Here is a 23,524-nt window from a genome sequence, read left to right as displayed (position 1 = left end):
CGGGCCGGGCTCTGGGGTGTCGCCCCGGAACCCAGCCCGGCGCCTGGGGGCGTGGGGGCCGGCGGTCGCGACGGCGAGTCGAGCCCGTTGCGGCCGCTGCTCCCCCGGTTGCTGGACGACGGGACCGGCGAGCCGGGTTCGACCGCCGCCCGACTCTGACCGGGCCGGCCGGCCCGTCTCACATTCGGTGGCCGGCCACCGTCACCGTCACGTCCGCCGGGGTGACCGACGAGGTCAGCCCCCGCATCGGGCTGCCGGACGTCGTCGAGAACAGCGCGAGCGGTTTCAGCCGCCTGTTCCACACCGAATAGCGCGAACGGTCGTTTGTCCATAGTAGCGACCCCCTATGATTGATTCATCCTCGTTTGACCAGTTCAAACCAAAGGCCCAATTGGTGAATCTCGTACGCATTCAAGAGGATCCTCACTGCATTTCGTCAGGAATCACGCCATGCTGAGTGTTCCGCTCGCTGGCGGAATCGTTCTCGCACTCGTCGTCGGCACGCTGCTGCAACCGCTCGTCCTTCGCCTGCTGAGAGCAGCAGCGGTGCTCGACATACCGTCGGAGCGGTCCTCGCACAGCACACCGATCCCGCGCGGCGGGGGCGTGGGAGTCGCCGCGGCGGCGGGGCTCGCGCTTCTCCTGAACGAACACGCCCGGTCCATCGCCGTACCGCTGCTCTTCTTCGCGGCGATCGGGCTCCTGGAAGACCTGCGGGGGGTCCCGATCCGCAGCCGACTGCTCCTGCAGGTGCTGGCCGGCCTGGGCACGGCGGTGATCCTGGTGCCCGGCGGGCAGACCTGGTACCTCCACGTGCTCCTCGTCCTCGCCCTGGCGGCCTGGGTGACCTCGTACGTGAACGCCTTCAACTTCATGGACGGCATCAACGGCATCTCGGCCGTGCACGCGATCCTCGGCGGGTTGGCGTACGCCGTGCTCGGAGTGCTCACGGACCTTCCGCTACTGATCGCGGCCGGCAGTCTGATCGCCGCCGCCTCGCTGACATTCCTGCCCTGGAACGCCTGGGTCGCGAAGGTCTTTCTCGGCGATGTCGGGTCGTACGCCCTGGGCGGTGCGCTCAGCACGATCGCCGCCTACGCCATCGTGCGCGGCACGCCGCCGGAGGCCGCCGTGGCGCCACTCGCGTTGTATCTCGCCGACACGGGCTGGACGCTCCTGCGCCGCATCAGCAAGGGCGAAGCCTGGTACCGCCCCCACCGCAACCACGCCTATCAGCGGCTGACGGACGGCGGTTGGTCGCACCAGCGGGTCACCGCGACGACCGCCGTCGTCGGCGCGACAGTGGCCGGCTGCCTGGTCGCCGCGTCCTTCAGCGGACCAGTCACCCGGGTCGCGCTGGACGCCACGGCCCTCGCCATCCTCGCCGCCTACCTCGCTGCCCCCGCCTGGCTCACCGCACAGCGGGCCCAGCCTTCGCCGGAAGGAAGAACGATCCATGCCAGAACTGTCAGCTCAACGAGCCGGTGACCCGGCCGGCCCCGGGAACCGGCCGGTGAAGAAGGTCGCGGTGCTGGGCAGCAGCGGCTTCGTCGGCCGCGCGGTCGTCGCCGAGCTGCGCAGCAGGGGGGCCGAGGTCCAACTCGTCTCCGCACCGCGCCTGTCGTGGCCACTCACCGAGTCACTCCGGAGCAATTCGGTGCCGGCGGATCTCCAGCGGGACGTCGTCGATGCCCTCGCCGCACAGCTCGACGGCGCACACGTCGTGATCAACACGGCCGGGCTGCCGAACGGGTCCGCCCCGGACAGCGCGGAGTTGTACGGCGGAAACGCACTGCTGCCCACCCTCGTCGCCCGAGCCAGCGCCCTGGTCAACGCCGACCGGCTGGTCCACGTCAGCTCGGCGGCGGCGCAGGGGGCGATGGATCTCGACGAGACATCGCGGACGATGCCCTTCTCGCCGTACTCCCGCTCTAAGGCGGTCGGCGAACGCCTGCTGCAACGCGAGGACTGCATCGATACGGTCATCTATCGGTCGACCTGGGTTCACGACGTGGATCGACCGAACACCAGGGCGCTCGTCCGGCTCGCGCAGTCGCGGATGAGCTGCGTCGCCGGGGACGGTACCGCGCCGACACCCCAGGTCCTCATCGACGACGTCGCCGCGGCGATCGCCCACCTCGGGCTCGTCGACGGCCCGGTGCCGCCCATCGTGCTCCAGCCGCACAACGGCATGACGACAGGGCTGCTGCTGCGTCTGCTCGGTGGCCGCGAGCCACTCCACCTCCCACCACTGATGGCGCGGTACGCGACGCGCTGCGTCACCGCGTACGGGCGGACGGGTCTGCACGCCAACGCGCACGCCCGTCGGGTGGAGATGCTCCTGTTCGGCAAGCGGCAGACGCCGGGCTGGCTCACCGACCAGGGGTTGGCGCCCACGCTGCGCCCCGAGGCGTGGGAGCGGCTGAGGACTGCCGGCGCCGAGCCGACACCCGCCGCGACGCCGAACGCCGACGCCGTGGCGCGGCCCCGAACAGGTGACCGGCAACCGGTCGACACGAGCGGAGCGGACGCGGAAAACCGGTCTCTGACGACGTAGCTCCGCCCCCAACAGGAAGGCTCTCCATGGCTCTCGCCCCCGGGTCAGGCCCGACCGGCCTGATCGGTTCCTTTGCTGCTCCGGCCGCGGTGGCAGCGCGGTGAGAATCGGGATCATCACCCAGTGGTACGACCCGGAGGGTGGCTCCGCCGTCGTTCCGGGGATCATCAGCCGGTCGCTCGTCGCCCTCGGGCACGAGGTGCACGTGCTCACCGGCTTCCCGAACTATCCGTCCGGCCGGCTGTCTCCGGGCTACCGGCTGCGCCCCTACCGCTTCGAGATGATGAACGGCGTCTCGGTGCACCGGGTGCCGCTGGTGCCCAGTCACGACCGATCGGCGCTCGGGCGGGCCGCCAACTATCTCAGCTTCGCGGCCTCCGCCGCGGCCCGGCTGGACCTGCTCCGCAAGGTCGACGTGTGGCTGGTCTACTCGTCGCCGGCGACGGTGACGCTGCCCGCGATGGTGGCCCGTTGGCTGCACGGACGCCCGTACGTGATTCTCATGGAGGATCTCTGGCCGGACACCCTGGCGGAGAGCGACTACGTGCGCCCGGGCCGTCGCACCGACCTGATCGTCCGGTGGCTCAACAGGTTCTGCGACGCGGCGCACCGGGGCGCGTCCTCGGTGGCGGTCATCGCCCCTGGCATGGCCGACATCCTGAGCAACCGAGGTGTCCCCCGGGACAAACTCTCGGTCGTCTACAACTGGGTCGACGAGCGCCTCTTCCGGCCGCGAACACCTGATCCCCAGTTGGCGGCGGCCCTCGGGCTGAAGGGCTTCGTCGTCATGTACGCCGGGAGCATGGGAAACCTCCAAGGGCTCGACGTCGCCGTCGACGCCCTGGAGCATCTCGCCGACATCCCGGACCTGACACTCGTGTTCGCCGGCAGCGGTGTGGAGGAACGCCGGCTGCGCGAATCGGCGGCACGGTACGCGCCCGGCCGGGTGGTGTTCCTCGGCCAGCAGCCGGTCGAGCGGATGGTCGAGCTGATGCCGCTCGGTGACGTCCAGTTGATCTCCCTGCGCGATCAGCCCCTCCTCCGGTCGATCATGCCCAGCAAGGTGCAGAGCACCCTGGCGTGCGGACGTCCCATCGTGGCCGCTCTGGCGGGTGACGCGGCCCGGCTCGTCGACGAGTCCGGTGCCGGGTTCGTCGCCCCTCCCGGCGACCCCTACGCACTGGCCGACGCGATCCGTCGGATGTACGAGTTGGGCGCTGAGAAACGCGAGGAACTGGGCCGCGGCGGTCGGCAGTTCTACCTGGAACGGCTCTCCGAGCGGGTCGGCAGCGTCGCGCTCGCCATGCACCTGGAGAAGGCGGTCCGGGGCCACGTCCCGGCCGCCGGCTGATCACGGTGCCGGTGGCGTTGTCGAGGAAGACGACTCACCCGGTGGCACCCAGTGGCCAGGCCGAACGGCGGTGGCTGAGGCCGCTACAGCAGCCAGGCGCACTGGGCGGCCAATAGGATAGCCGGATCTTCAGCTCAGATAACCCGAAACACGGCCAGAGCAGCTGCTTCGCCCTGTAACAAGGACAAAGAGCGCAAAGCTCCTTCTGCCGGGCGGCGGAAGAGTCGGAGATCGGGACAGGGAGCCAGTACATGCCCCAGGACACGGAGCACACGGAGCGGCCGGACCAGCGGACCCGGCGGGCCAGGGCCCGCCGGCGCGCCATCGGATTTCTCGCGGCCGACACCGCCGCCTGGGTCGGTGGTCTGGTGGCCGCCGCCTGGACCCGGTTCGAGTTCCAGCTCCCTCCCGGCCAGCTCGGCCGGGCCGCGGCGGTCGGACTGGCCGCGGCGGTCCTGCACGTGGCGGTGGCGGCGTTGCGCCGGCTCTACTCCGGACGGCACCCGCTGGGCAGCCTTCAGGAGGTCCAGGGCGTCGCCGGCACCACCATCACGACGGCCGCCATCCTGCTGCTCGGGCTCCTGCCGTCCGGCGATCGGCCGGTGCCGGCGAGCACCCCGCTGGTCGGCGGCGCACTCGCGCTACTGCTCATGCTCGGTAGCCGGTTCGTGTACCGGCACCGACACGACCTCGCCATGCGCCCGGATGTCAGGTCGTCGACGCCGGTGCTGCTGTTCGGGATGGGTGACGCCGGTCAAGGGCTGCTCCGCGCCATGCTCAGCGACCCGCGCGGCCGGTACCTGCCGGTCGGCGCGCTCGACGACGACGCCGACAAACGTGACCTGCGCATCGGTGGGGTGCGGGTGCTGGGTGGACGGCACGACGTGGCCGCCTCGGTCCGCCGTACCGGCGCCACCGCCGTCATCTTCTCGGTGGCCAACGCGGACGCCGCGCTGATCCGCCAGATCCGCGAGGCCACCCTCGAGGCCGGCGCGGTCTTCAAGGTGCTGCCCCCGGTGCGGGATCTTGTCGACCACCGGATCACCGTCACCGACGTCCGGGACGTGCAGGTCAGCGACCTGCTCGGCCGCCGGCAGGTGGTCGGCGACCTGCCGCTGAGCACCAACAGCCTGACCGGCCGACGGATCCTCGTCACCGGCGCCGGCGGGTCGATCGGCTCCGAACTCTGCCGTCAGGTGATGAAGGCCAACCCGGGCGAGCTGATGATGCTGGACCGGGACGAGTCGGCCCTGCACGGCCTGCAGATGTCGCTCGCCGGACGGGCCATGCTGGACGGCCCCGAACTGATCCTCGCCGACCTGCGCGACGACGAGGGCATCCGGCGGATCATGCGGGAACGCCGTCCGGAGATCATCTTTCATGCGGCGGCGCTCAAACACCTGACCCTGCTGCAACGACACCCGGGCGAGGCGGTCAAGGCGAACGTCTGGGGCACCCTGTCGGTGCTGGACGCCTGCCAGGACGTGGCGAAGTTCGTCAACAACTCCACCGACAAGGCAGCCAACCCCATCAGCGTCCTCGGCTACTCGAAGCGCATCACCGAACAGTTGACAGCTCACGCCGCGTCCCGGTTCCCGGGCACGTTCCTCAGCGTTCGCTTCGGCAACGTGCTGAGCAGCCGCGGCTCGGTGGTGACGGCCTTCCAGCGGCAGATCGAGGCCGGGAAGCCACTGACCGTCACCCACCCGGACGTCACCCGCTATCTGATGACCATTCAGGAGGCCGTCCACCTGGTGCTCCAGGCCGCCGAGATCGGCCGAGACGGCGAGGCGCTGGTGCTCGACATGGGCGAACCGGTCCGGATCGTCGACCTGGCGCGTCAGATGGCCGAGCAGGCCGCCAGCTCCGTGCCCATCGTCTACACCGGGCTGCGGCCGGGCGAGAAGCTGCACGAGGACCTGCTCGGCGTCGGTGAGGTCGACACCCGACCGTTCCACCCCCTGGTGTCCCACGTGGCCGTGCCGCCGCTCGACCCGATGGAGGTGAGCGGGCTCGACCCGTACGACGACCCGGCGAAGATCGTCGAGCAGCTCGCGCTGCTCTGCGCCCAGCCGGTCGCTCCGGCGGTGAAGGGCCCGCGGGGCGTACCCCTGCAGTCGCACTGATCTGATCGACCCCGTCGCCACGGCGGGGCTGAACGGGGTGACGCCACGCGGGCGTCACCCCGTTCCGTTCGCCCACGGGGGCGTCCCGCCGTCACGGCGCACCAGCGCGCGGCCCAGGGCCGGGAGTCCGGCCAGGTCCAGGCGCACAGCGACCAGGGCCGGCGATCACGCGTTCGTGATCGCCGGCCCTGGTGCCGAGTTGGTCAGCGGCGGATGCCCGCCCAGTCGTGGTGCCGGCGCACTGTGGAGAGGATGAAGTCCACCACCCGCCGGGAGGTGTCGGGCACCTGGTAATCGGCCGGGCAGGGCACCCCCTCGGCGGCGACCTGCGCCACCGTCACCTCGACCGCCTCGACCACGCCCAGCGGGTCGAGGCCGGTCATGATGATGCCGCCCGCGTCGAGGGCCTCGGGGCGTTCGATCGACTCGCGCAACGTCACCGCGGGGAAGCCGAGGATGGCGGCCTCCTCGCTGATCGTCCCGCTGTCGGACAGGGTGCAGAACGCCTTCGTCTGCAGGTGCACGTAGTCCAGCAGGCCGAACGGGTCGTGGAAGGCGATGCCGTCCAGTGCGCTGGCATCCGGGGCCAGCGCCTCCAGCCGCTTACGGGTGCGCGGGTGGGTGGAGACCAGCACGGGGAAGCCCCACCGGTCGCGAACCGCGACCAGGCAGTCCAGCAACCGCTGGAGCCGCTCGGGGCGGTCCACGTTCTCCTCCCGGTGCGCGCTCACCAGGAAGTACCGGCCCTGGTCGAGTTCCAGTTGACGCAGGATGGTCGAGCTGGCGATCGGAGTCCGGTAGTGCTCCAGCACCTCCCGCATGGGTGAGCCGGTGTGCAGGATGCGGCGTGGGTGCAGGCCCTCGGCGAGCAGGTTACGCCGGGCGTGTTCGGTGTAGACGAGGTTGAAGTCGGCCACGTGGTCGACCAGGCGGCGGTTGGTCTCCTCCGGCACGTTCAGGTCGAAGCACCGGTTGCCGGCCTCCATGTGATAGACCGGCACCCGCATCCGGCGGGCCATCAGCGCGGCGATGCAACTGTTGGTGTCACCGAGCACCAGCAGGGCGTCGGGTCGCTCCTCGGCGATTGCGGTCTCCATGCCGACGAGCACCCCGCCGAGGACCCGCCCCAGCGACGAGGTGTCGACCCGGAGAAAGCGGTCCGGCTCCCGCAGCCGCAGCTCCTTGAAGAACACGTCCGACAGGGTGCTGTCCCAGTTCTGCCCGGTGTGCACCAGCGTGTGCTCCACCGTGTCGTCGAGTCGCGCGAGCACCCGGGAGAGCCTGATGATCTCAGGCCGGGTGCCGACGACAGTCATGATCCGGGTCATGCCCGCCCTCTCTCTGCTGCCGCCAGGGGCGCCGGCCGGGCCGCCTCCACCGGCTCCGCCCAGGTGTCCGGCCGGTCCGGGTCGAAAAGCTCGTTGGTCCAGAACATCGTCACCAGTTCGTCAACACCGGTGTTCACCAGCTTGTGCACCCACATCGTGGGCATGTCGACGAGGGTTGGCTCGGCACCGCTCACCGGGAACCGCAGCACCTCGTGGTCACCGACCCGGCGCAGGCTGATCTCGGCCGAGCCGCGCAGCACCACGAACCGCTCCACCTTCGCCAGGTGGAAGTGTTCTCCCCGGGTGATCCCGGGCCGGGTGGTGGAGCAGAACGACTGCCCCGCCCCGCCGTGCGCCTTGACCGTTTCGACCAGTTCGCCGCGGGCGTCCGCTCGCCGGGGCAACGCCATCGGGTAGTGCGCCGGGAAGCAGTGCGACCGGTAGGTGTTGAACAGCCGCACGTCGTGCCGGTTCAGCAGGGACGGGATCTCCCCGGTCCGGTACGTCGCGGCCATCCCGGCGAGCCGGTCCGCCAAGGCTTGGACGCCGACACGCAGCGCCGGCATGGCCGGATCCCACGACCCCCCGCGGGACAGCCCGATGAGCCGGGCGGCGGCATCGGTGACGTGCACCAGGCTCAGTTCACGGTCGGCGTGCACCTCGGGCCGCCCACCCTCGGCGAGCAGCCGGCAGAAGGTCGCCACCGCCGAGTTGTAGTGCGGTCGCCCGTGCTCGCCGTACAGGTTCGGCAGCAACACGTCGTCGAGGTCGACGCCGGTGTCCGCCAGCACCCGCGCCGCCTCGGCCTTGGCGTCGCCGTACGGTGTGCCGTTGCCGGCCTGCACCGAATTGGCGTAGACCACCCGCGCCGGCGGGTTCGCGCAGTGCTTGAGCCCGTCGGCGAGTTGGGTGGCGAGCTGCATGTTGCCGGCGGCGACCTCGGCGGCGTCGCCCCGGTTGACGCCGGCCAGGTGCAGCAGGCGGTCGTGGCCGGCGATCTTCGCCGCGATCACTCCCGGGTCGGCCAGGTCGACACGGCTGAGCACTGTCGGCTCCGGCCACCCCAGCGCGCGCAGCAGCACCCGGACGTGCCAGCCGAGAAAACCTCCGCCGCCGGTGACGGCGAGCTTCAGCACGCCAACACCGGGTCTCGCAGCGCCAGCTCCGCGCGCACCTCGGGCAGCGTCTTCAGCAATTCGACAAGCTCGGGTACGCCGAGCTGCGGCGCGTTCGACGAGTTGAAGTCCTCGGTCAGCCCGGCACCGAACTCGCCCTCGGAGACGTAGAGCGCGTAGTTGAGATCGCGACCGTCCAACGGCACCCGGAGAAAGTCCCCGAAGTCCTCGGCCTGGGCGAGTTCCTCCCGGCTGGCCAACGTCTCGGCCTGCTTCTCACCGTGCCGAATGCCGATCACATCGAGCTTGGCGGGCACGTCGAAGAGCTGACACACCGCCTCGGCGAGGTCGCCGACGGTGCACGCCGCGGCCTTGCGGATGAAGATGTCACCCGGCCGCGCGTGCTGGAACGCGTGCTCGACCAGCTCGACGGAGTCGGCCAACGACATCACGAACCGGGTCATTCCCGGGTCGGTCACGGTGGGCGCCCGGCCCGCCTTGATCTGCTCGATGAAGAGCGGAATCACCGACCCGCGCGAGTACATGACATTGCCGTACCGCACGCAGGAGACGGTGGTGGCGCTGTTCGGGTTGTTCCGGGCGTGCGCCTGGACGACCTTCTCCATCATCGCCTTGCTCATGCCCATCGCGTTCACCGGGTAGACGGCCTTGTCGGTGCTGAGCACCACCACCGACCCGACGCCGTTGCGCTCGGCGGCCTCGACGACGTTGCTGCTGCCCAGCACGTTCGTCCGTACTGCCTCGAGGGGGAAGAACTCGCACGACGGCACCTGCTTGAGGGCGGCGGCGTGGAAGATGTAGTCGATGCCTCGGCTGGCCTTGAGCACCGAGTCGTAGTCGCGGATGTCGCCGACGTAGTAGCGGACCCGCTCGTCACCGAGCAGCCGACGCATCGCGTCCTGCTTGGCCTCGTCCCGGCTGAGCACCCGAACCTCGCCGACGCCGCGGGCGAGGAGCCGGCGAACCATGGTCTGACCGAAGGAACCGGTGCCGCCGGTGATGAGCACGCGGTGCCCGGTGGTAGCGAAAGTCATAAACCCTCCCGTGTCGTCGATTCGCCGATCCATAACCCGACGAGTCGGCGAGTGGAGCCAGGGCGTCGCCCACGATCCATCCGCAGCAAGGGCCGGCTCGGCCGGTTGCGGCACCGGGGACAACGACATGTCCAGCCGGCAGATACGCTTCTCGCTGCTAAATCGCCGTAAAGCATGACAAGGAAGAAACGATCGCGGGTGGTCGGTCGCCCCGGGGACCGCACGCGGCGACGAGTCGCGCCAAAGTGCGCAGCCCGGACGGCATCTGTCGCAGTCATTTCATGAAACATGCGAATTACCGGATCGACGCTTGCTATAACACCCTTACGCACTGGTGACACACATCCGGCACGTCCGCCTGCGACCTTGGCCGGCTCTTCAGAACGACACACGTCTTCGGTCCTGCCGTGCGCCTACCGACGGACAGCTTGGCGGTGCAGGCCGGGATGAGCAGAACGACCACTACCGGGACGCACCCGGCGGAGCGGACACTGACGCGGGAGCACAGCTGGATGAGCACGACAACACCAGACCTCACCACACGTCGATTCGCGCCAACGCCGGCGTTGCCGCGAACGAATCAACAACCCCCGGCCGTGTTCCGTCGTTCGCTGCGAGCGTGGCTGCCACTGTTGTTGGCCGGCGGCTGGATGCTGGGCACATTCGGCCTCTTCTGGACCGGGGCGTTGGCGCAGGAGGTGCCGAACCGCGGCGTGCTGTGGCTGTTCGTGTTGAGCGCGACCGGCGCCTTTGCCGTCGGTTATGTCGCACAGCTCTTCCGCGGCAATTCCGCGCCCAGGGCCAGAACGACCCGCTCCACCGACATCCTGCGGGCTCGCCGGTTGGTGCTGGCCGGTGGCATCTACTACATGGTCTTCGGCGTGGCCCTGCTACTCGAATACGGGGCAACCGGTCCGGGCAGCATCATTGCCAGCCTGCAGGACCCAGCGGGGGCGTACCTCAACAAGTTCACCGTCTACCAGCAGCAGGAGGACGCCGGGCGGACCAACCCGGTCATCCAGGTACTGACCCTGCTCGGCGTTCTGGGCACCGCGCTCGTGCCACTGCTCGTCGTCTACTGGCGGCGACTGTCGAGCGGCCTGCGACTCGTGGGGCTCGCCGGCATCGGCGTCTACAGCGTCTTCTTCCTCTACATCGGCACGCTCAAGGGCCTCGGCGACTTCGTGTTGATGATTGCCGCCGGGCTGCTCATCGCGTCGTCGCGGAATCCCGATCGCATCGCGCAGCGGCAGAAGCGGCGACGCGCGACGGTGCTGGTGGCGGTCGTGGTCGTGCTCTTCTGCGGCTACATGATGAGCAATCAGGCAGATCGCGTGGACCAGTTCGGCACCCAGGATCGGGTCCGTGCGAATCCGACGGTCGAGCGGATCGCCGGCGAGCAGGTGGCGACCGGGCTGGCCGCGCTGGTGATCTATCCAACCCACGGTTACCTCGGCCTCGCCTACAACCTCGAAACGCCGTTCACCTGGTCCCATGGGCTCGGCAGCACCCCGGCGATCACCTCGTACGCCGGCCAGTACCTCGGCATCGACGCTGACCAGTACCCGGCGTACCCGGTCCGTACCGAATACCGGACGGGGTGGCCTGCGGGCATGTACTGGGCGACGATCTATCCCTGGCTGGCCTCAGATCTCACCTTCCCGGGAACGGTGCTCTTCATGGCCCTGCTGGGTTGGTTCTTCGCCCGGCTCTGGCGCGAGGTGAACCTCTCGGGTGGCATCCTGCCGATCTTGATCTTCGTGCAGATGTGTCTGCTCGTGGCGTACATCCCGGCGAACAATCAGCTCGGCATGTCGCGCCCAGCGCTGATCGGCGTCGTCACCCTGCTGTTCCTGTACGTGTGGACGGCCCTCACCCGCAGCGGGAGCGGGTCAACGCCTCCCGCGCGGGTGCTGCGGTAGGCCGCGCTTCTCCACCGACCCGCCACCACCCGGTGAGGCGGTCATCAGGTCGGCCAGGAAGGACCGGAGCCGTTCGCCCTGTGCCTCCGGACCGCGCGTCCGTCGTACGAACGCGGCCCCCGCGCCGCCGAGAGCGGCCCTCTCCTCGGGAGCCATGGCGAGCACCCGGAGCAGGACGTCGCGCAGGCCCTTGGCCGTGTCGGACTCGGCGAAGCACAGGTACGGGTCATAGTCGGGTGGAATGCCCGGCAGCCTGGTGGTCACCACCGGAACGCCGGTCGACAGGTACTCGATGAGCTTCGACGGAAACGAGTAGCGGACGAACGACTGATCCACCGGTCGCGGGTTCACCAGAACCGAGGCACGTGCGAGGCGCGGCATCAGCGCCGCGCGGTCGAGCAGCTCCGGGGCGGCGATCCGGGGATCGGCCTCGGCCTGGGTCCGGGACCATTCCTCCAGCTCTCCCCTACCGAACAGGAACAGGCGCAGATCGGGATCGTCCATACCGCGGAACGCCTCGACCAGACGATCCACACCGTAGGCCCGGGTGAGCCCGCCGGCGTACACGACGTCGCGGCAGACCGCCGGCGCTTCGTCCGGCGCCACGCGGGGCCGAGCTGAGACGAGCGGACGGGTGGGGTGGGCCGTCGACGCCTCGGCCGGGGGCGGATCGCAGATTCCCTCCATGACCAGACGCGGGAGCGAGGGCGCGAAGTCCTCGGCGAGCGCGGTGGTGAGCACCACGACGCCGGAACACCGCCGCAACGCCAACCGGACCAGCGTGTGATCCAGCCGCCGTAACGCCCGGACGATCCGGCCGTCCTCAGGGAGAACCACTCCCGGGGGATCCGTCAGGACCGGCACCACCCGTACCGACCGTCGCCACGCGACCAGGGCCCCGAACCACAGGAACGGCGAGTGGACGCCGTGGATGAGCAGAACGTCGTCGCCGTGCTGGCGCAGCGTCCGCGAGCCCGCACGGACGACCGCGACGAACCGCGTCAGATGTTTCAGGCCGAGTAGATTGACGAAGCCCAGCAGCTCTCCCTGCACGTTGTCCTGCTCGAACCGCCCCGACCTGAAGCGGATCTGGCGGTTGCGCGGAAAGGTCGACGCGGGGGCCGCGGAGAGCAGACGGACCGGACCGCCCGCGGCGCGGATGCTCCTCACCAGGGCCCAGGCGAACGTGTGGGTCTGGGTGGGCATGACGACGTCGTGCGCCACGATGTGACGGAACAAGTCGTCCCCGATGGTGAAGCCCAGCAGTAGCACCCGGGGACAGCGCTCGTCGGTCACACCGCACCTTCCAGGATGCGCCGGTAGACGCCATCGAGAGACCGGAGCATGACCGGCAGGCTGTACGCGTCGTGCACCACCTTGCGGCCCGTCTCCCCCAGGTGCCGGCGTTCGGCGGCGTCGTCGAGCAACGGCTCCAGGGCCGTGGCGAATGCGACAGGGTCGCCGGCCGGCACCAGATGCCCGCCGCCCTGGCGAAGCACCTCGATGTTGCCACCGACGGCCGACGCTACGACGGGCAGAGCGTGGGCCATCGCCTCCAGCAGAGCGTTGGACAGGTTCTCGTGCAGGGTGGGAAAGACGAAGATGTCCGCGGCCGAGAGGAGGTCCGGCACGTCGAGCCGATTGCCGAGCAGCCGCACCTCGATGCCGTGCAGGTCGGCCAGTGCCTCGGCGATTCCGGCCCGGTCCGGTCCGTCACCGGCGACCAGCAGCACCCGGCGACCAGGGCGTGGCGGCAGTCGGCGCAGCGCGTCCGCCAGCACCCCGAAGCCCTTGTCCCAGTTCAGGCGCGCTACCGCGATCATGGCCACGTCGTCGTGGGCAAGGCCGAGGGCCGCGCGTCGGCTACTCCTCACGGCACCGACATCGGTAGGTAGCGGAACCCCGTTGGGGATCACGCCGACGAACTTGCCGGCGTGCGCCCGGACGAAGTCCCGGTCGGCGGCGTACTCGCAGACCGTGGCGACGTGGCTGGCCATCCGCAGCGTTGCCGGCTCCGCGCCACGGACCACCATCGTTCTCCGCCAGGTGTGGCCGCCGTGCCTCAGGTCCCGCACGGTGCCGTGCACCGTGACCAGGATTCGGGGGCAGCCGGCCAACCGGGCGGCGAGCACGCCATGAAAGCCCTCGTTCTGCAGGCCGCGCACGTGCACCAGGTCGGGGCGTACCCCCCGCAGAAGTCGGACCCACTGGCGCAGCAAAGGCACGTTGAGGCCGCCGTTGCCGCCGACCTGATGCATGCGGACGAACTCGTACCGCTCGCTGAGTGGGGAATCCAGCACCCGCCCCACGGCGGTCAGTGGCCCGTTGGCGCCGGGCGTACCGGCCGAGTGCTGCACGACTATCGGCCGTGCTCGCACAGGTGGGGTGTACGGACTCTGCTCGTCCCGACTGGCTGGCTCCACTGACACTCCATCGTCGACGACCGGCACCGGCGGCGTGCCCTGATCCCCAGTAATCGAATCGGTGCGTACAGTAACACCGGCAATAGCCGTCAAAAGCCTGAGACACGCTTTATACGAATGGAAAGCATGAAAAGCTACGAGACCCTCACCTCTCCAGCTCAGCCGACCATTACCTCCGGCGAACCCGGGCCACGAGTGGTCATGGTGGCGGCGTACCGGTTCCCGCACGGTGACGCCATGTCGAACCGACTGCTCCAGCTGGCCCGCTCCGCGACTCCCCCGGGCGCGACAACCCTGATCGTGAACGACTGGCCCGACAACGAACGGCAACCTGAGCTGTTCGCCCTGCCACCCGAACTGCGTCTGATCACGCTGGTCGCCGCAGGCGGAGGCAGCCGGCTCCGGCGCTGGCTGCGCCGGCAGAGCCGACCACTGCGCGTACTCAAGGCCCTGCGTCAGGCGGGGGTGCCCGTCGGTGAGGTCACTGCTGTCTGCCTTCCACTCGGGTTGTGGAACCTGACCACCTGGATCGTGTTACGGCTGACGATGCGCTGCCCGATGACGGTTGACGTTCTAGAACGGCACGACCCCCGACAGTTTCGCCGTGGACGCCTGACGCCCTACTTCATCCGGCACCGGTGGCACTCCTTCCTCGCTGGGCGGCTGGCCGATCGGATCATCGCCATCTCCACGACGCTGCAGCGACGTCTCATCCGGCCGAACCGGCCCGTCCTGGTGGTTCCGCCCCAGGTCGACTGCGCCGACTATCGCCAACCGGCGCCCTCGTCACTGACGAAGAGCCTGCGTCTGCTGTACGCCGGCACCGCGGGCTCCAAGGACCACCTCGCCGCGGTGGTGGAGGGCATCCGTCGACTGCCGGAACCCGAACGCCAGCGGGTCCGGCTGACGATAGCCGGGATGACCCAGGAGCAGGCCGCAGCCATGTCCGACCTGGACCAGGGGGCGGTGACGGACCTCGGCGACCAGGTCATCTTCCTGGGGCGGGTGTCGCGCGAGCGTGTTCTCGCCGAACTGCGCGCGGCGCACTTCTCGGTGCTGGTCCGACCCACCGGGGGTTACGCCGAGGCGGGCTTTCCGTCGAAGGTCCCCGAGAGTCTGGCCGCCGGCTGCCCGGTTCTGCTCAACCACACCAGTGACCTGGCGACCTACATCGATGACGGCCGAGAGGGCATCGTGCTGGCGGGTCCCGGCGCGCACGACGTGCGGGACGGCCTCATGCGGGCGCTCACCCTGGACGACGCGCAGTGGTGGCAGATGAGCCGGCGTGCCCGGGAGCGGGCCGCGGCGTTCGACTACCGGGCCTGGGCACCCACGGTGAGCGCGTTCGTGGCCGGGGCGCGGACCGAGCAGGACCACGTGAGCGGGCAGACGGACGTACGCCCACCGCGCGGCGGGTGGTGATTCGACCCGATCACCCCAGCGGACCAGCGGGAGCTGTCGGCTCAGTCGCCCTCCTGCTGCCGGCTGAGGTCGCTCGCGCCGCCCGGTCCTTCTGATGCCCCGGCACGCCGTAGATCTCTCGGATCACCGCGGCCTTTTCCTGAGCGGGCAGGTGTCCACAGCCGAGTGACTTGGCCTTCATCGCGGTGAGGTACTCGTCGGTGCTCCGGAGAACGCGCGCGGGTACGCCCGCGGCGACGCTGCCGCCCGGAACGTCACGGGTCACGACCGAACCAGCGCCGATGATGCACCGATCCCCGATCCGCACCCCCGGCATGATGATCGATCGCACACCGATGTAGACGTCGTCGCCGACACTGATCGGCGCGGTCCATTCAAGATCGGGATGCTCTCCGCGCAGAATGAGAGTGCCACCGTCGTGGGTGAGGAACTGCACTCCGGCCGTGATGTAGACATTGTGGCCCAAGGTGATCAGCCATGGCTCAGAGCCGAACATGCTCCGGTTGACGCCGTAGAAACGCACCCGTCCACGCAGGTTCACCCCGATCGAGCGCGCGAACCCTTCCGGGTCGCGGGCTGCCGCTCGCCGATCACGCAGGGCGGCGACGATGCCGCGCAATGTACTCATCATCATGCTCCATTTCGATCGGATTCGATCTCTTTGCTGAGACGCTGGCCAACGCCTTGCGGTATCCGACGACGGCGGCGGGAAGCACGGTGACCCCGTACGACAGCGCCGAGGCGAGCGCCACACCGGACAGCCCGTCCCTGCCCGCAAGGAGGATCTTCAGCGGTACGGCGACAACAAGGCAGACCGCCCAGCCGAGAAACTGCGCCCCCAGCAGCCCGACGCTGTTCTGCACCATGAAGAGCGGCGCCGCGACAGCGAGAAACACCGACCACACGGCGAGCGCGACGAACAGCGGGACCGGCACGTGGTCAAGGTCGTCCGACCGCACCCAGAGGCGCAGGATGTCGTTGCCGCCCAGAATGAGGCACAGCGCGGGCAGTGTCACCACCGCAGCGGACAGGTAGACCATCCGTCGGGTGCTGCGCCGGACCCAGGTCACATCACCCCGTGCGAGCGCCTCGCCGTTGGCCGGCCAGAGCGGCAGGTTGACCAAGGTGACGAACAGAACCAGCACGGCGAACATCCGCAGGATCACCGCGTAGTTCGCGGCCGCGTGCAGACCGAGCACCCGACCGACCAGGAACCCGTCGATGTTGAGGGCGATGGAACTCAGCACGGAGAGTCCGAAGAACCGCAACCCCAGTCGGAGCAGCCCCCGCACTTTCGAGGCGCGCACGTCCTTCACGCGTGGCCGGAGGTCGGGCTGCTGCCAGCCGAAATAGCAGATCGAGTTGGCCAGGTTCAGCAGCGGCACGGCGAGCACCGCGGCGGCGATCACCAGAACCGGAGCGGCGTTCACGGCGACGGCGGCCACCACCAGAGCCGCCGAGACGAGACTGCCGGCCGCCTGCCAGAGGTTGCTCTGCCCGACCTGTTGGTGGGCGTACTGCACCCGCTGGATGAGGGCCAGCGGGATGTTGATGAGGAAGGCACCGAAGCAGAGCAAGACGACCGCTCGGGCGTCCCGGGCCACCACCGGGTCCACGACGTTCAGAAACGCCGGCCAGGCAACCAGCTGAATGCTGAGCACCAACACCAGCAGGAGCGCCACCGCAAGGCAGGCGAGCAGGGCGTAGGCGCTCGCGATCTCCCGGGCCGCCACGCGGCGATCACCTGTGGCGTACAGCCGCGAGAGCCGGGTGAGCAGACCGTTTCCCAGGCCGAAGTCGGCGAACAACGCCATCGCGGTCAGCGACGTGATCGCCATCCACATGCCGTACCGCTCGGCGCCGAGATAGCTGAACGCGATCGGGGTGATCAGCAGCGGCGCGACCAGGCCGACGGCCTTGCCGGCGAGCGACGAGGCGATGCCGGTGACCAGCGCACGGCCACGCGACCGCCGTGCCGCCGACACGTCGTCCTGGCGTGGCTCCGCCTGCACCGTCGTGGCCCGTACCGCCGGCGTGGTGGCAGCGGACGCCTCGTCAACCGCGTCGACCAGCACGGGCGGGGCCGCCCCAGCGCGTGAGGGGCGGTCGGCCATCAGGCGGGCTGCTTCAACACGTGCGCCTCGAACCACTCGACGGTGGCCCGCAGACCGTCGAGCCGGGGAGTTGGCACCACGTCAGGAAAGAGTGAACGGAGCACCCTGTTGTCGGCCTCGGAGTGCCGGACGTCCCCGGGGCGGGGCGCCACGTGCCGCCGAATGATCGGGCGGCCGATGATCTGCTCCAACTCGGACACCACAGTGCGCAGCTCCGCGCGAACGCCGAAGGCGAGATTGACCGGCTGAGGATGGGTGACCGTCCGCTCGACAGCGGCCAGCAGCACCGCGCAGACCGTCTCGACATAGGTGAAGTCGCGTGACTGCCGACCATCTCCGTGGAGTTCGGTCGGCTCACCGCGCAGTGCCGCGTAGATGAAGCGGGGGATGACAGCCGCGTACCCGTGATCGTGCCGCTGGGCCGGACCGTAGACGTTGAAGAACCGGAACGCGAGGGTGGGGAGACCGAAGGACGTCTGGTACGCCAGTGCGTAGGCCTCGGTGGCCAGCTTGCTCACCGCGTACGGACTGAGCGGGCGGGTCCAGGCGAGCTCGGTCTTCGGCAGCACCGGGTTCGCGCCGTACACCGACGAGGACGAGGCGACGACGACATGGCCCACGTCGTGCCGGCGCGCTGCCTCCAGAACCCGCAGCGTGCCGGTGGCGTTGGCGTGGTGTGAGGCGATCGGATCACGCAACGAGCGCGGCACGCTCGGCAGCGCCGCCAGGTGCACCACCGCGTCGCGGCCGGCCATCGCCCGGTCCAGCGCCTCGTCGTCGAGCATCGAACCGGGAATCGTGTCCACGTCGAGGCCGTCGAGGTTGCTCATCCGCCCGGTCGCCAGGTCATCGAGAATCCGGATGTCGGTGACGCTGCGCCGCAGGACCGCGGCGCGGGCGAGATTGGAGCCGATGAATCCCGCACCGCCGGTGATGAGTAGTCGCATGCGTCCCGCCTCCACGCCCCGTTTACTGGTCAACCGGTCCAACGAGTTTCTCCAACGACTGTCACGCTTCGTCATCGTGCGACTACGGCACGATGATGCGCCGCGCCGTCAGGGGACGATGGCGACGGACGAGTCGGGCCGCGCGGCGGACCCTGGAAGATCCGACAGCACCGCCAGCTCCGCTGGCGTCAGTCGGCGTTCCGGCGGGTAGAGCTGCTCTTCGTGCGAGACGATCGCCTCCACCGGCCAGCGCAACCGGATCACTCGGGCGGGGTTGCCGGCGGCGATCGCGTAGGGCGGCACCGGACGGGTCACCACGGCGCCCGCCCCGATCACCGCACCGCGACCGATCGTCACTCCGTGCAGGATGACGGCACGGGTGCCCACCCACACGTCGTCGCCGATCGTCACTCCCCGATCGAGAGCCCCGTCGGTGGGACACTTCTCGACGGAGATCATCGGCACGCCGAGGCGGTCGATCCGGTGGTTGCCACCCCGGATGGTCACCTCGGGCCCGAACATGACGTTGTCACCGATGCGGATCCGGGATCGAGCAGCCATGATGACCGGACGGTGACCGAGATCGACATTGCGGCCGACCTCGATCGTCTCGTAGGTGTAGACGCCGTCCGGGTCGAAGGTGAAGTTGTCTCCATGGGCGGCAAACCGGCGAGCGCTGGCCACGCCCCGCACGGCCCTGCGAGCCCGCGAGCCGTTGACCCAGATCAGGTCGAGGAGGCGGGCAATCGCCGTGACCATCCGCCCCGGGTGCTGCGACGACACGCGCATCAGGCTCGGCACCGCCCCGCGACGATGACGCCCTGCCGGACCGGACCACGGATCTGACGCATCGACACCTGTTCCCCCATCTGGCTTCGTCACCACTGCTGCGGACAGGAGCGAGCGTACGTGTGGATAGTCGGCTTTATGTAAGAATGCCCATCTCTTGCTTCGGGACATTGCACGGGACCGGACGTCAGCGCCGACTTTTTCAGGCGGCCACCCCACACAACCGGTCGTCACGGCAGGAAGTTACGTCGACACGTTCAGCGACGTTCCTCCCATCGAACCATTGACATCGATCACGCCGCACCGAAGGCTCGCGCCTACAGGTCCTTCACCCAAGGAGGCGCGATGAGACCGAGACGACTGGCGATCGCCAGCGTGGTCACCCTGCTCGGCGCACTGGCACTCACCCCACCGGCCAGCGCGCGGCCACCGTCCGACCCGGGCGCCCGCGACGGCCTGGAGGTGTACGTCGGCACCGTCGACGCGAAACAGCGGGAGCAGCTGCGCGCGGCGGGGGTCGACCTCGGCCACGACGCGAAGACGGACTCGTCCGGCCGGACGACTGTCGAGACGGTGCTCAGCCGACGGCAGGCGAAGCGGTTGACCGACCAGGGCGTACCGCTGTCGGTGAAGAAGGTTCGCGGCAAGGACGCGTCGCAGGCGCTGCGGGAGCAGGGCGCGGCCGGCTGGACGAGTTTCCGTCCCTACGGTGAGCCGGGCGGCCTGCGCGACGAGCTGAACGCCACCGCGGCCCGATATCCGAAGCTGACCAAGGTGCAGACGATCGGTCGCAGCCAGCAGGGGCAGCCGATCGTCGCGGTGAAGGTCACCAAGAACGCGCGGACCGTCGCGGACGGCAAGCGGCCGGCGGTGCTCTATGCCGGCGCGCAGCACGCCCGTGAGTGGATCACGCCGGAGATGACCCGCCGGCTCATGCACCACGTGCTGGACAGCTACGGCACCGACCCGGAGATCACCAAGCTCCTGAACACGACCGAGCTGTGGTTCCTGCCGGTCGCCAACCCGGACGGCTACGACTTCACCTTCACCCCCGGCAACCGGTTGTGGCGCAAGAACCTGCGGGACAACAACGGTGACGGGCAGATCGGCTCCGGCGACGGCGTCGACCTGAACCGCAACTTCAGCTACAAGTGGGGGTACGACAACGAGGGTTCGTCGCCGGAGCCGAACAGTGAGACCTACCGGGGTCCGGGCCCCAACTCGGAGCCGGAGACGGTGGCCCTGGACCGGCTCTTCAAGCGGGTGGGGTTCGAGTTCTTCGTCAACTACCACTCGGCGGCCGAGCTGCTGCTCTACGGCGTCGGCTGGCAGGTGAGCACCCCCACCCCGGACGACGAGATCTACAAGGCGATGGCCGGGGACGACGCGCACCCGGCGGTGCCCGGCTACGACCCGGACATCTCCGCGGAGCTGTACACCACCAACGGGGACACCGACAGCCACGCCACCGTCAAGTACGGCACGCTGGGCTTCACCCCGGAGATGTCGACCTGCGAGGCCGCCTCGGCCGTCGACCCGGACGACCAGTGGCGCCCGGAGGACTGCGTCAGCGGTTTCATCTTCCCGGACGACGAGGCGCTGATCGCCGGCGAGGTGGGCAAGAACCTGCCGTTCGCGCTGGCCGTGGCCCGGTCCGCGGCGGACCCGGACGAGCCGGTGTCGGTGGTTGGTCGCAGCACCCCGGACTTCGTGGTGGACGCCTTCGACACCTCGTACGGGCGCACCCAGCAGGTCGCCTCGATCACCCGTCGGGCGCTGAAGAACGTGCGGATGCACTACATGGTCAACGGTGGACGGCCGAAGACTGTCGCGGTCCGCGAGTGGCGCGGCGGCGAACGGTACGGCGACACGCACGACGACTACTACGCCGAGCTACGCGGCACGGTCAGCGGCGCTAAGCCGGGCGACCGGGTAGAGGTCTGGTTCACCGGGAACAAACCGCGTGCCGGGGTGGTGGCCAGCGACCACTTCACCTATCGGGTGCACGACGACATCGGCGGTGACGTGCTGGTTCTCGCGATGGAGGACGTCACCGGCCTCAGCCCGGCGCAGACCGGCAGCACCGCGAAGTACGCCGACGAGGTCGCGGCGTCGCTGAGCGCCGCCGGGCGCAGCAGCGACGTGTACGACTTCGACGTCATGGGCCGCAAGGCGCCGCATCCGCTGGGCGTGCTGTCGCACTACCGGGCGGTGGTCTGGGAGACCGGCGACGACGTGATCCTGCGCTCCCCCGGTCAGGTGGCCGGCACGACGGCCAGGGCGGCCCTGGACACCGAGCTGGCCGTTCGGGACTACCTGAACGAGGGCGGCAAACTGCTGGTCAGTGGCCAGTACGCGTTGTTCGCGCAGGGCGCCAACGGGTCGTACGTCTATCACCCGGACGCGCCACCGGAGTGCACCGACGCCGGGGCCGCCAGCTGTCTGCCCCTGTTGAACGACTTCCAGCAGTACTGGCTGGGCGCGCACACCTACGTCAGCGACGGCGGAACCAGCCCGGCGGGGGAACCGTTCCCGGTCGCCGGGACCGACGCGGCGTTCACCGGCTTCACCGGGCAGCTGAACGCTTCGGGCTCGGCGGAGAACCAGGCGCACACCGCGTCGTTCCTGACCACGTCGAGCTTCCTGCCGCCGGACGAGTTCCCGCAGTTCGCCAGTTCCGCGCCGGTGGGCTGGACCCGACCGGGCGGTGCGCCGTTCGATCCGCGTACCGGTGAGTGGTACCTGTACAGCGGGCAGACCGACGAGTCGTACAAGCGGCTCACCCGCACGGTGGACCTCACCGGGGCGGGCAGCGCGGAGTTGCGCTTCTTCACCTCCTACGAGATCGAGCAGGACTGGGACTTCATGTTCGTCGAGGCGCACGAGGTGGGCAGCGACGACTGGACGACCCTGCCGGACGTCAACGGCAAGACCGGCACTGTCACCGGCGACAGCTGCACCGAAGGGTGGGTGGAGCAGTTGCACCCGTTCCTCGCGCACTACCAGGGCGCGGACTGCTCCCCCACCGGGAGCACCGGCAGCTGGAACGCGGCGACCGGGTCGTCGGGTGGCTGGAAGGAGTTCGTGGTCGACCTGTCGGGCTACGCCGGCAAGCAGGTCGAGGTGTCGATCACGTACGCCTCGGACTGGGGCACCCAGGGGCTGGGTGTCTTCCTGGACGACGCCCGGGTGCTTGTCGACGGGTCGACAGTGGCGGAGACCTCGTTCGAGTCGGCCGACCTGGGGGGCTGGACGGTGGCCGGTCCGCCGCCCGGCTCCGCGGGCAACGCCAACGACTGGTCGCGCAGCCAGCAGGCGTTCGAGGAGGGTTCGGTGGTGGTCACCGGGGACACGGTGTATCTGGGCTTCGGGTTGGAGGGTCTGCCTCCGGCGGCCCGCGATGACCTGGTCGCCCGCTCGTTGACCCACCTCACCGGTCAGCCCCGCCCCTGACGGTGGCGAGGTGTGCCGGCGGTCCGCGGGCCGCCGGCACACCTTCGGCGTACGCCGGGTGCGCCCGCCAGCGATGTGATGAGCTGTACGGGTGTCGGGGCTGGGACTTGTGCTGCACCCCACCCGGGATGTCACCGAGGTGGTCGGGATCATCGAGCGGTGGGCGACGCGTCACCACAAGACGCTGATGGTGCGCGAGGAGGACCAGCACCGTGTCCCGTCCGCCGTCGAGCCGGTGCCGGCGGGTGAGGTCGCGGCCCGCGCCGACGCGTTGATCAGCATCGGCGGTGACGGCACCATGCTGGGTGCGCTGCGCTCCGCCATCGGCGACCCCAAGCCGGTGCTCGGCGTACACCTGGGTCGTCTGGGGTTTCTCGTCGAAGTCGAACCGCCGGAGTTGCCCGAAGCGCTGAGCCGGCTGCTGTCGAAGGATTTCACCATCGAGTCGCACGCCTGCCTCGCCTGCGACGTCTGCGGTGACGACATCGTGGCGTTCAACGACATCGCGTTGGTTCGCCAGCCGGGGGCCGGCTTCGTCAGCGTCACGCTCGCCATCGACGGCCAGCAGTACGGCTACTACCGCAGCGACGCCGTGGTGGTCAGCACTCCGATCGGCTCGACGGCGTACAGCTACGCCGCCGGTGGTCCACTGATCTCCCCGGCGGCGGACTCGGTGGTGATCACGCCGGCGGCGCCGATGGCCGGCATCTCCCGGGCGGTGGTGCTCTCCCCGGACGAGAAGATCCGGTTGGAGTTGCAGCCCAACTCGTCGCCGGTGGTCGTGGAGATGGACGGGTTGGTGTTCCGCGACGCGGCGACGGAGGGGACGGTGGACATCTCGTACCGCCGCGACGCCGGTCTGGTGGTCCGCTTCGATCCGCTGCGTTACCAGGAGCGCACCCAGTTGAAGATGACGCTGCTC

General features: G+C 69.5%; 17 protein-coding genes. 8 read left to right on the top strand and 9 right to left on the bottom strand.

Annotated features, from left to right (window positions below):
* Positions 1-450 precede the first annotated feature (450 nt).
* The 4 genes from KBX53_RS01995 (at position 451) to KBX53_RS01980 (ending at position 6,034) form a co-directional block, all read left to right on the top strand.
* Positions 451-1,488 (top strand): glycosyltransferase family 4 protein, encoded by a 1,038-nt coding sequence (locus KBX53_RS01995; RefSeq protein ID WP_210857621.1) that lies wholly within the window; start codon positions 451-453, stop codon positions 1,486-1,488.
* Positions 1,457-2,557 (top strand): NAD(P)-dependent oxidoreductase, encoded by a 1,101-nt coding sequence (locus KBX53_RS01990; RefSeq protein WP_210857620.1) that lies wholly within the window; start codon positions 1,457-1,459, stop codon positions 2,555-2,557. The genes KBX53_RS01995 and KBX53_RS01990 overlap by 32 nt, the downstream gene beginning before the upstream one ends.
* Before the next feature lie 100 nt (positions 2,558-2,657).
* Positions 2,658-3,908 (top strand): glycosyltransferase family 4 protein, encoded by a 1,251-nt coding sequence (locus KBX53_RS37055; RefSeq protein ID WP_051708716.1) that lies wholly within the window; start codon positions 2,658-2,660, stop codon positions 3,906-3,908.
* Positions 3,909-4,159: 251 nt separating this feature from the next.
* Positions 4,160-6,034: a nucleoside-diphosphate sugar epimerase/dehydratase gene (locus KBX53_RS01980; protein WP_210857619.1), complete on the top strand. Its 1,875-nt coding sequence runs from the start codon at positions 4,160-4,162 to the stop codon at positions 6,032-6,034.
* A 203-nt stretch (positions 6,035-6,237) separates the two neighbouring features.
* Here the strand turns inward: KBX53_RS01980 and wecB are convergent, their stop codons facing one another.
* The 3 genes from wecB to KBX53_RS01965 are packed head-to-tail and all read right to left on the bottom strand — an operon-like array spanning position 6,238 to position 9,532.
* Positions 6,238-7,362 (bottom strand): non-hydrolyzing UDP-N-acetylglucosamine 2-epimerase, encoded by a 1,125-nt coding sequence (gene wecB / locus KBX53_RS01975; protein WP_210857618.1) that lies wholly within the window; start codon positions 7,360-7,362, stop codon positions 6,238-6,240.
* The gene (locus tag KBX53_RS01970; protein ID WP_210857617.1) at positions 7,359-8,498 is read right to left on the bottom strand and encodes a capsular biosynthesis protein; all 1,140 of its coding nucleotides are present in this window, start codon (positions 8,496-8,498) and stop codon (positions 7,359-7,361) included. The genes wecB and KBX53_RS01970 overlap by 4 nt, the downstream gene beginning before the upstream one ends.
* Complete coding sequence (locus KBX53_RS01965) at positions 8,492-9,532, bottom strand: SDR family NAD(P)-dependent oxidoreductase (protein WP_030335135.1); 1,041 nt, start codon at positions 9,530-9,532, stop codon at positions 8,492-8,494. Before KBX53_RS01965 ends, KBX53_RS01970 begins: the two co-directional genes overlap by 7 nt.
* A gap of 596 nt (positions 9,533-10,128) precedes the next feature.
* Between KBX53_RS01965 and KBX53_RS01960 the strand changes: the two genes are divergently transcribed.
* Positions 10,129-11,454: a hypothetical protein gene (locus KBX53_RS01960; RefSeq protein WP_051708717.1), complete on the top strand. Its 1,326-nt coding sequence runs from the start codon at positions 10,129-10,131 to the stop codon at positions 11,452-11,454.
* Here KBX53_RS01960 and KBX53_RS37050 read toward each other — a convergent pair.
* Together KBX53_RS37050 and KBX53_RS01950 are read right to left on the bottom strand one after the other, a co-directional pair.
* A complete protein-coding gene (locus KBX53_RS37050) occupies positions 11,425-12,750 on the bottom strand; it encodes a glycosyltransferase (RefSeq protein ID WP_210857616.1) in 1,326 nt (441 codons plus the stop codon). The two genes, KBX53_RS01960 and KBX53_RS37050, sit on opposite strands and share 30 nt — an antisense overlap.
* Positions 12,747-13,832 (bottom strand): glycosyltransferase, encoded by a 1,086-nt coding sequence (locus KBX53_RS01950; RefSeq protein WP_210857615.1) that lies wholly within the window; start codon positions 13,830-13,832, stop codon positions 12,747-12,749. The genes KBX53_RS37050 and KBX53_RS01950 overlap by 4 nt, the downstream gene beginning before the upstream one ends.
* A gap of 162 nt (positions 13,833-13,994) precedes the next feature.
* Between KBX53_RS01950 and KBX53_RS01945 the strand changes: the two genes are divergently transcribed.
* Positions 13,995-15,299 carry a glycosyltransferase gene (locus KBX53_RS01945; RefSeq protein WP_210857614.1) on the top strand — a complete coding sequence of 435 codons (1,305 nt, stop codon included), beginning with the start codon at positions 13,995-13,997 and terminating at the stop codon, positions 15,297-15,299.
* A gap of 10 nt (positions 15,300-15,309) precedes the next feature.
* Here the strand turns inward: KBX53_RS01945 and KBX53_RS36970 are convergent, their stop codons facing one another.
* The 4 genes from KBX53_RS36970 to KBX53_RS36965 all read right to left on the bottom strand — a co-directional run bounded on the left by KBX53_RS36970 (position 15,310) and on the right by KBX53_RS36965 (position 19,119).
* Positions 15,310-15,927, bottom strand: a complete 618-nt coding sequence (locus KBX53_RS36970) for a DapH/DapD/GlmU-related protein (RefSeq protein ID WP_305797930.1) — start codon at positions 15,925-15,927, stop codon at positions 15,310-15,312.
* Positions 15,890-17,413, bottom strand: a complete 1,524-nt coding sequence (locus KBX53_RS01935; RefSeq protein WP_210857612.1) for a lipopolysaccharide biosynthesis protein — start codon at positions 17,411-17,413, stop codon at positions 15,890-15,892. Before KBX53_RS01935 ends, KBX53_RS36970 begins: the two co-directional genes overlap by 38 nt.
* On the bottom strand, positions 17,413-18,360 hold the full coding sequence (locus KBX53_RS01930; RefSeq protein WP_030335149.1) for an NAD-dependent epimerase/dehydratase family protein: 948 nt from the start codon (positions 18,358-18,360) through the stop codon (positions 17,413-17,415). Before KBX53_RS01930 ends, KBX53_RS01935 begins: the two co-directional genes overlap by 1 nt.
* A 108-nt stretch (positions 18,361-18,468) precedes the next feature.
* On the bottom strand, positions 18,469-19,119 hold the full coding sequence (locus KBX53_RS36965; protein ID WP_305797929.1) for a DapH/DapD/GlmU-related protein: 651 nt from the start codon (positions 19,117-19,119) through the stop codon (positions 18,469-18,471).
* A 375-nt stretch (positions 19,120-19,494) separates the two neighbouring features.
* On the opposite strand from KBX53_RS36965, the gene KBX53_RS01920 reads away from it, so the two are divergent.
* Both KBX53_RS01920 and KBX53_RS01915 read left to right on the top strand, forming a co-directional pair.
* Positions 19,495-22,602 (top strand): M14 family metallopeptidase, encoded by a 3,108-nt coding sequence (locus tag KBX53_RS01920; RefSeq protein ID WP_210857610.1) that lies wholly within the window; start codon positions 19,495-19,497, stop codon positions 22,600-22,602.
* A 91-nt stretch (positions 22,603-22,693) separates the two neighbouring features.
* Positions 22,694-23,524, top strand: an 831-nt coding sequence (locus KBX53_RS01915) for an NAD(+)/NADH kinase (RefSeq protein WP_210857609.1), incomplete at its 3' end; no start/stop codon positions are given.

Origin of the sequence: Micromonospora sp. M51 (genome assembly GCF_018070305.1) — a bacterium.
GTDB classification, from domain to species: Bacteria; Actinomycetota; Actinomycetes; order Mycobacteriales; family Micromonosporaceae; genus Micromonospora; species Micromonospora parva.
Note: the sequence above shows the minus strand (reverse complement) of the source record. Positions and strands in the feature narration are given on the sequence as shown.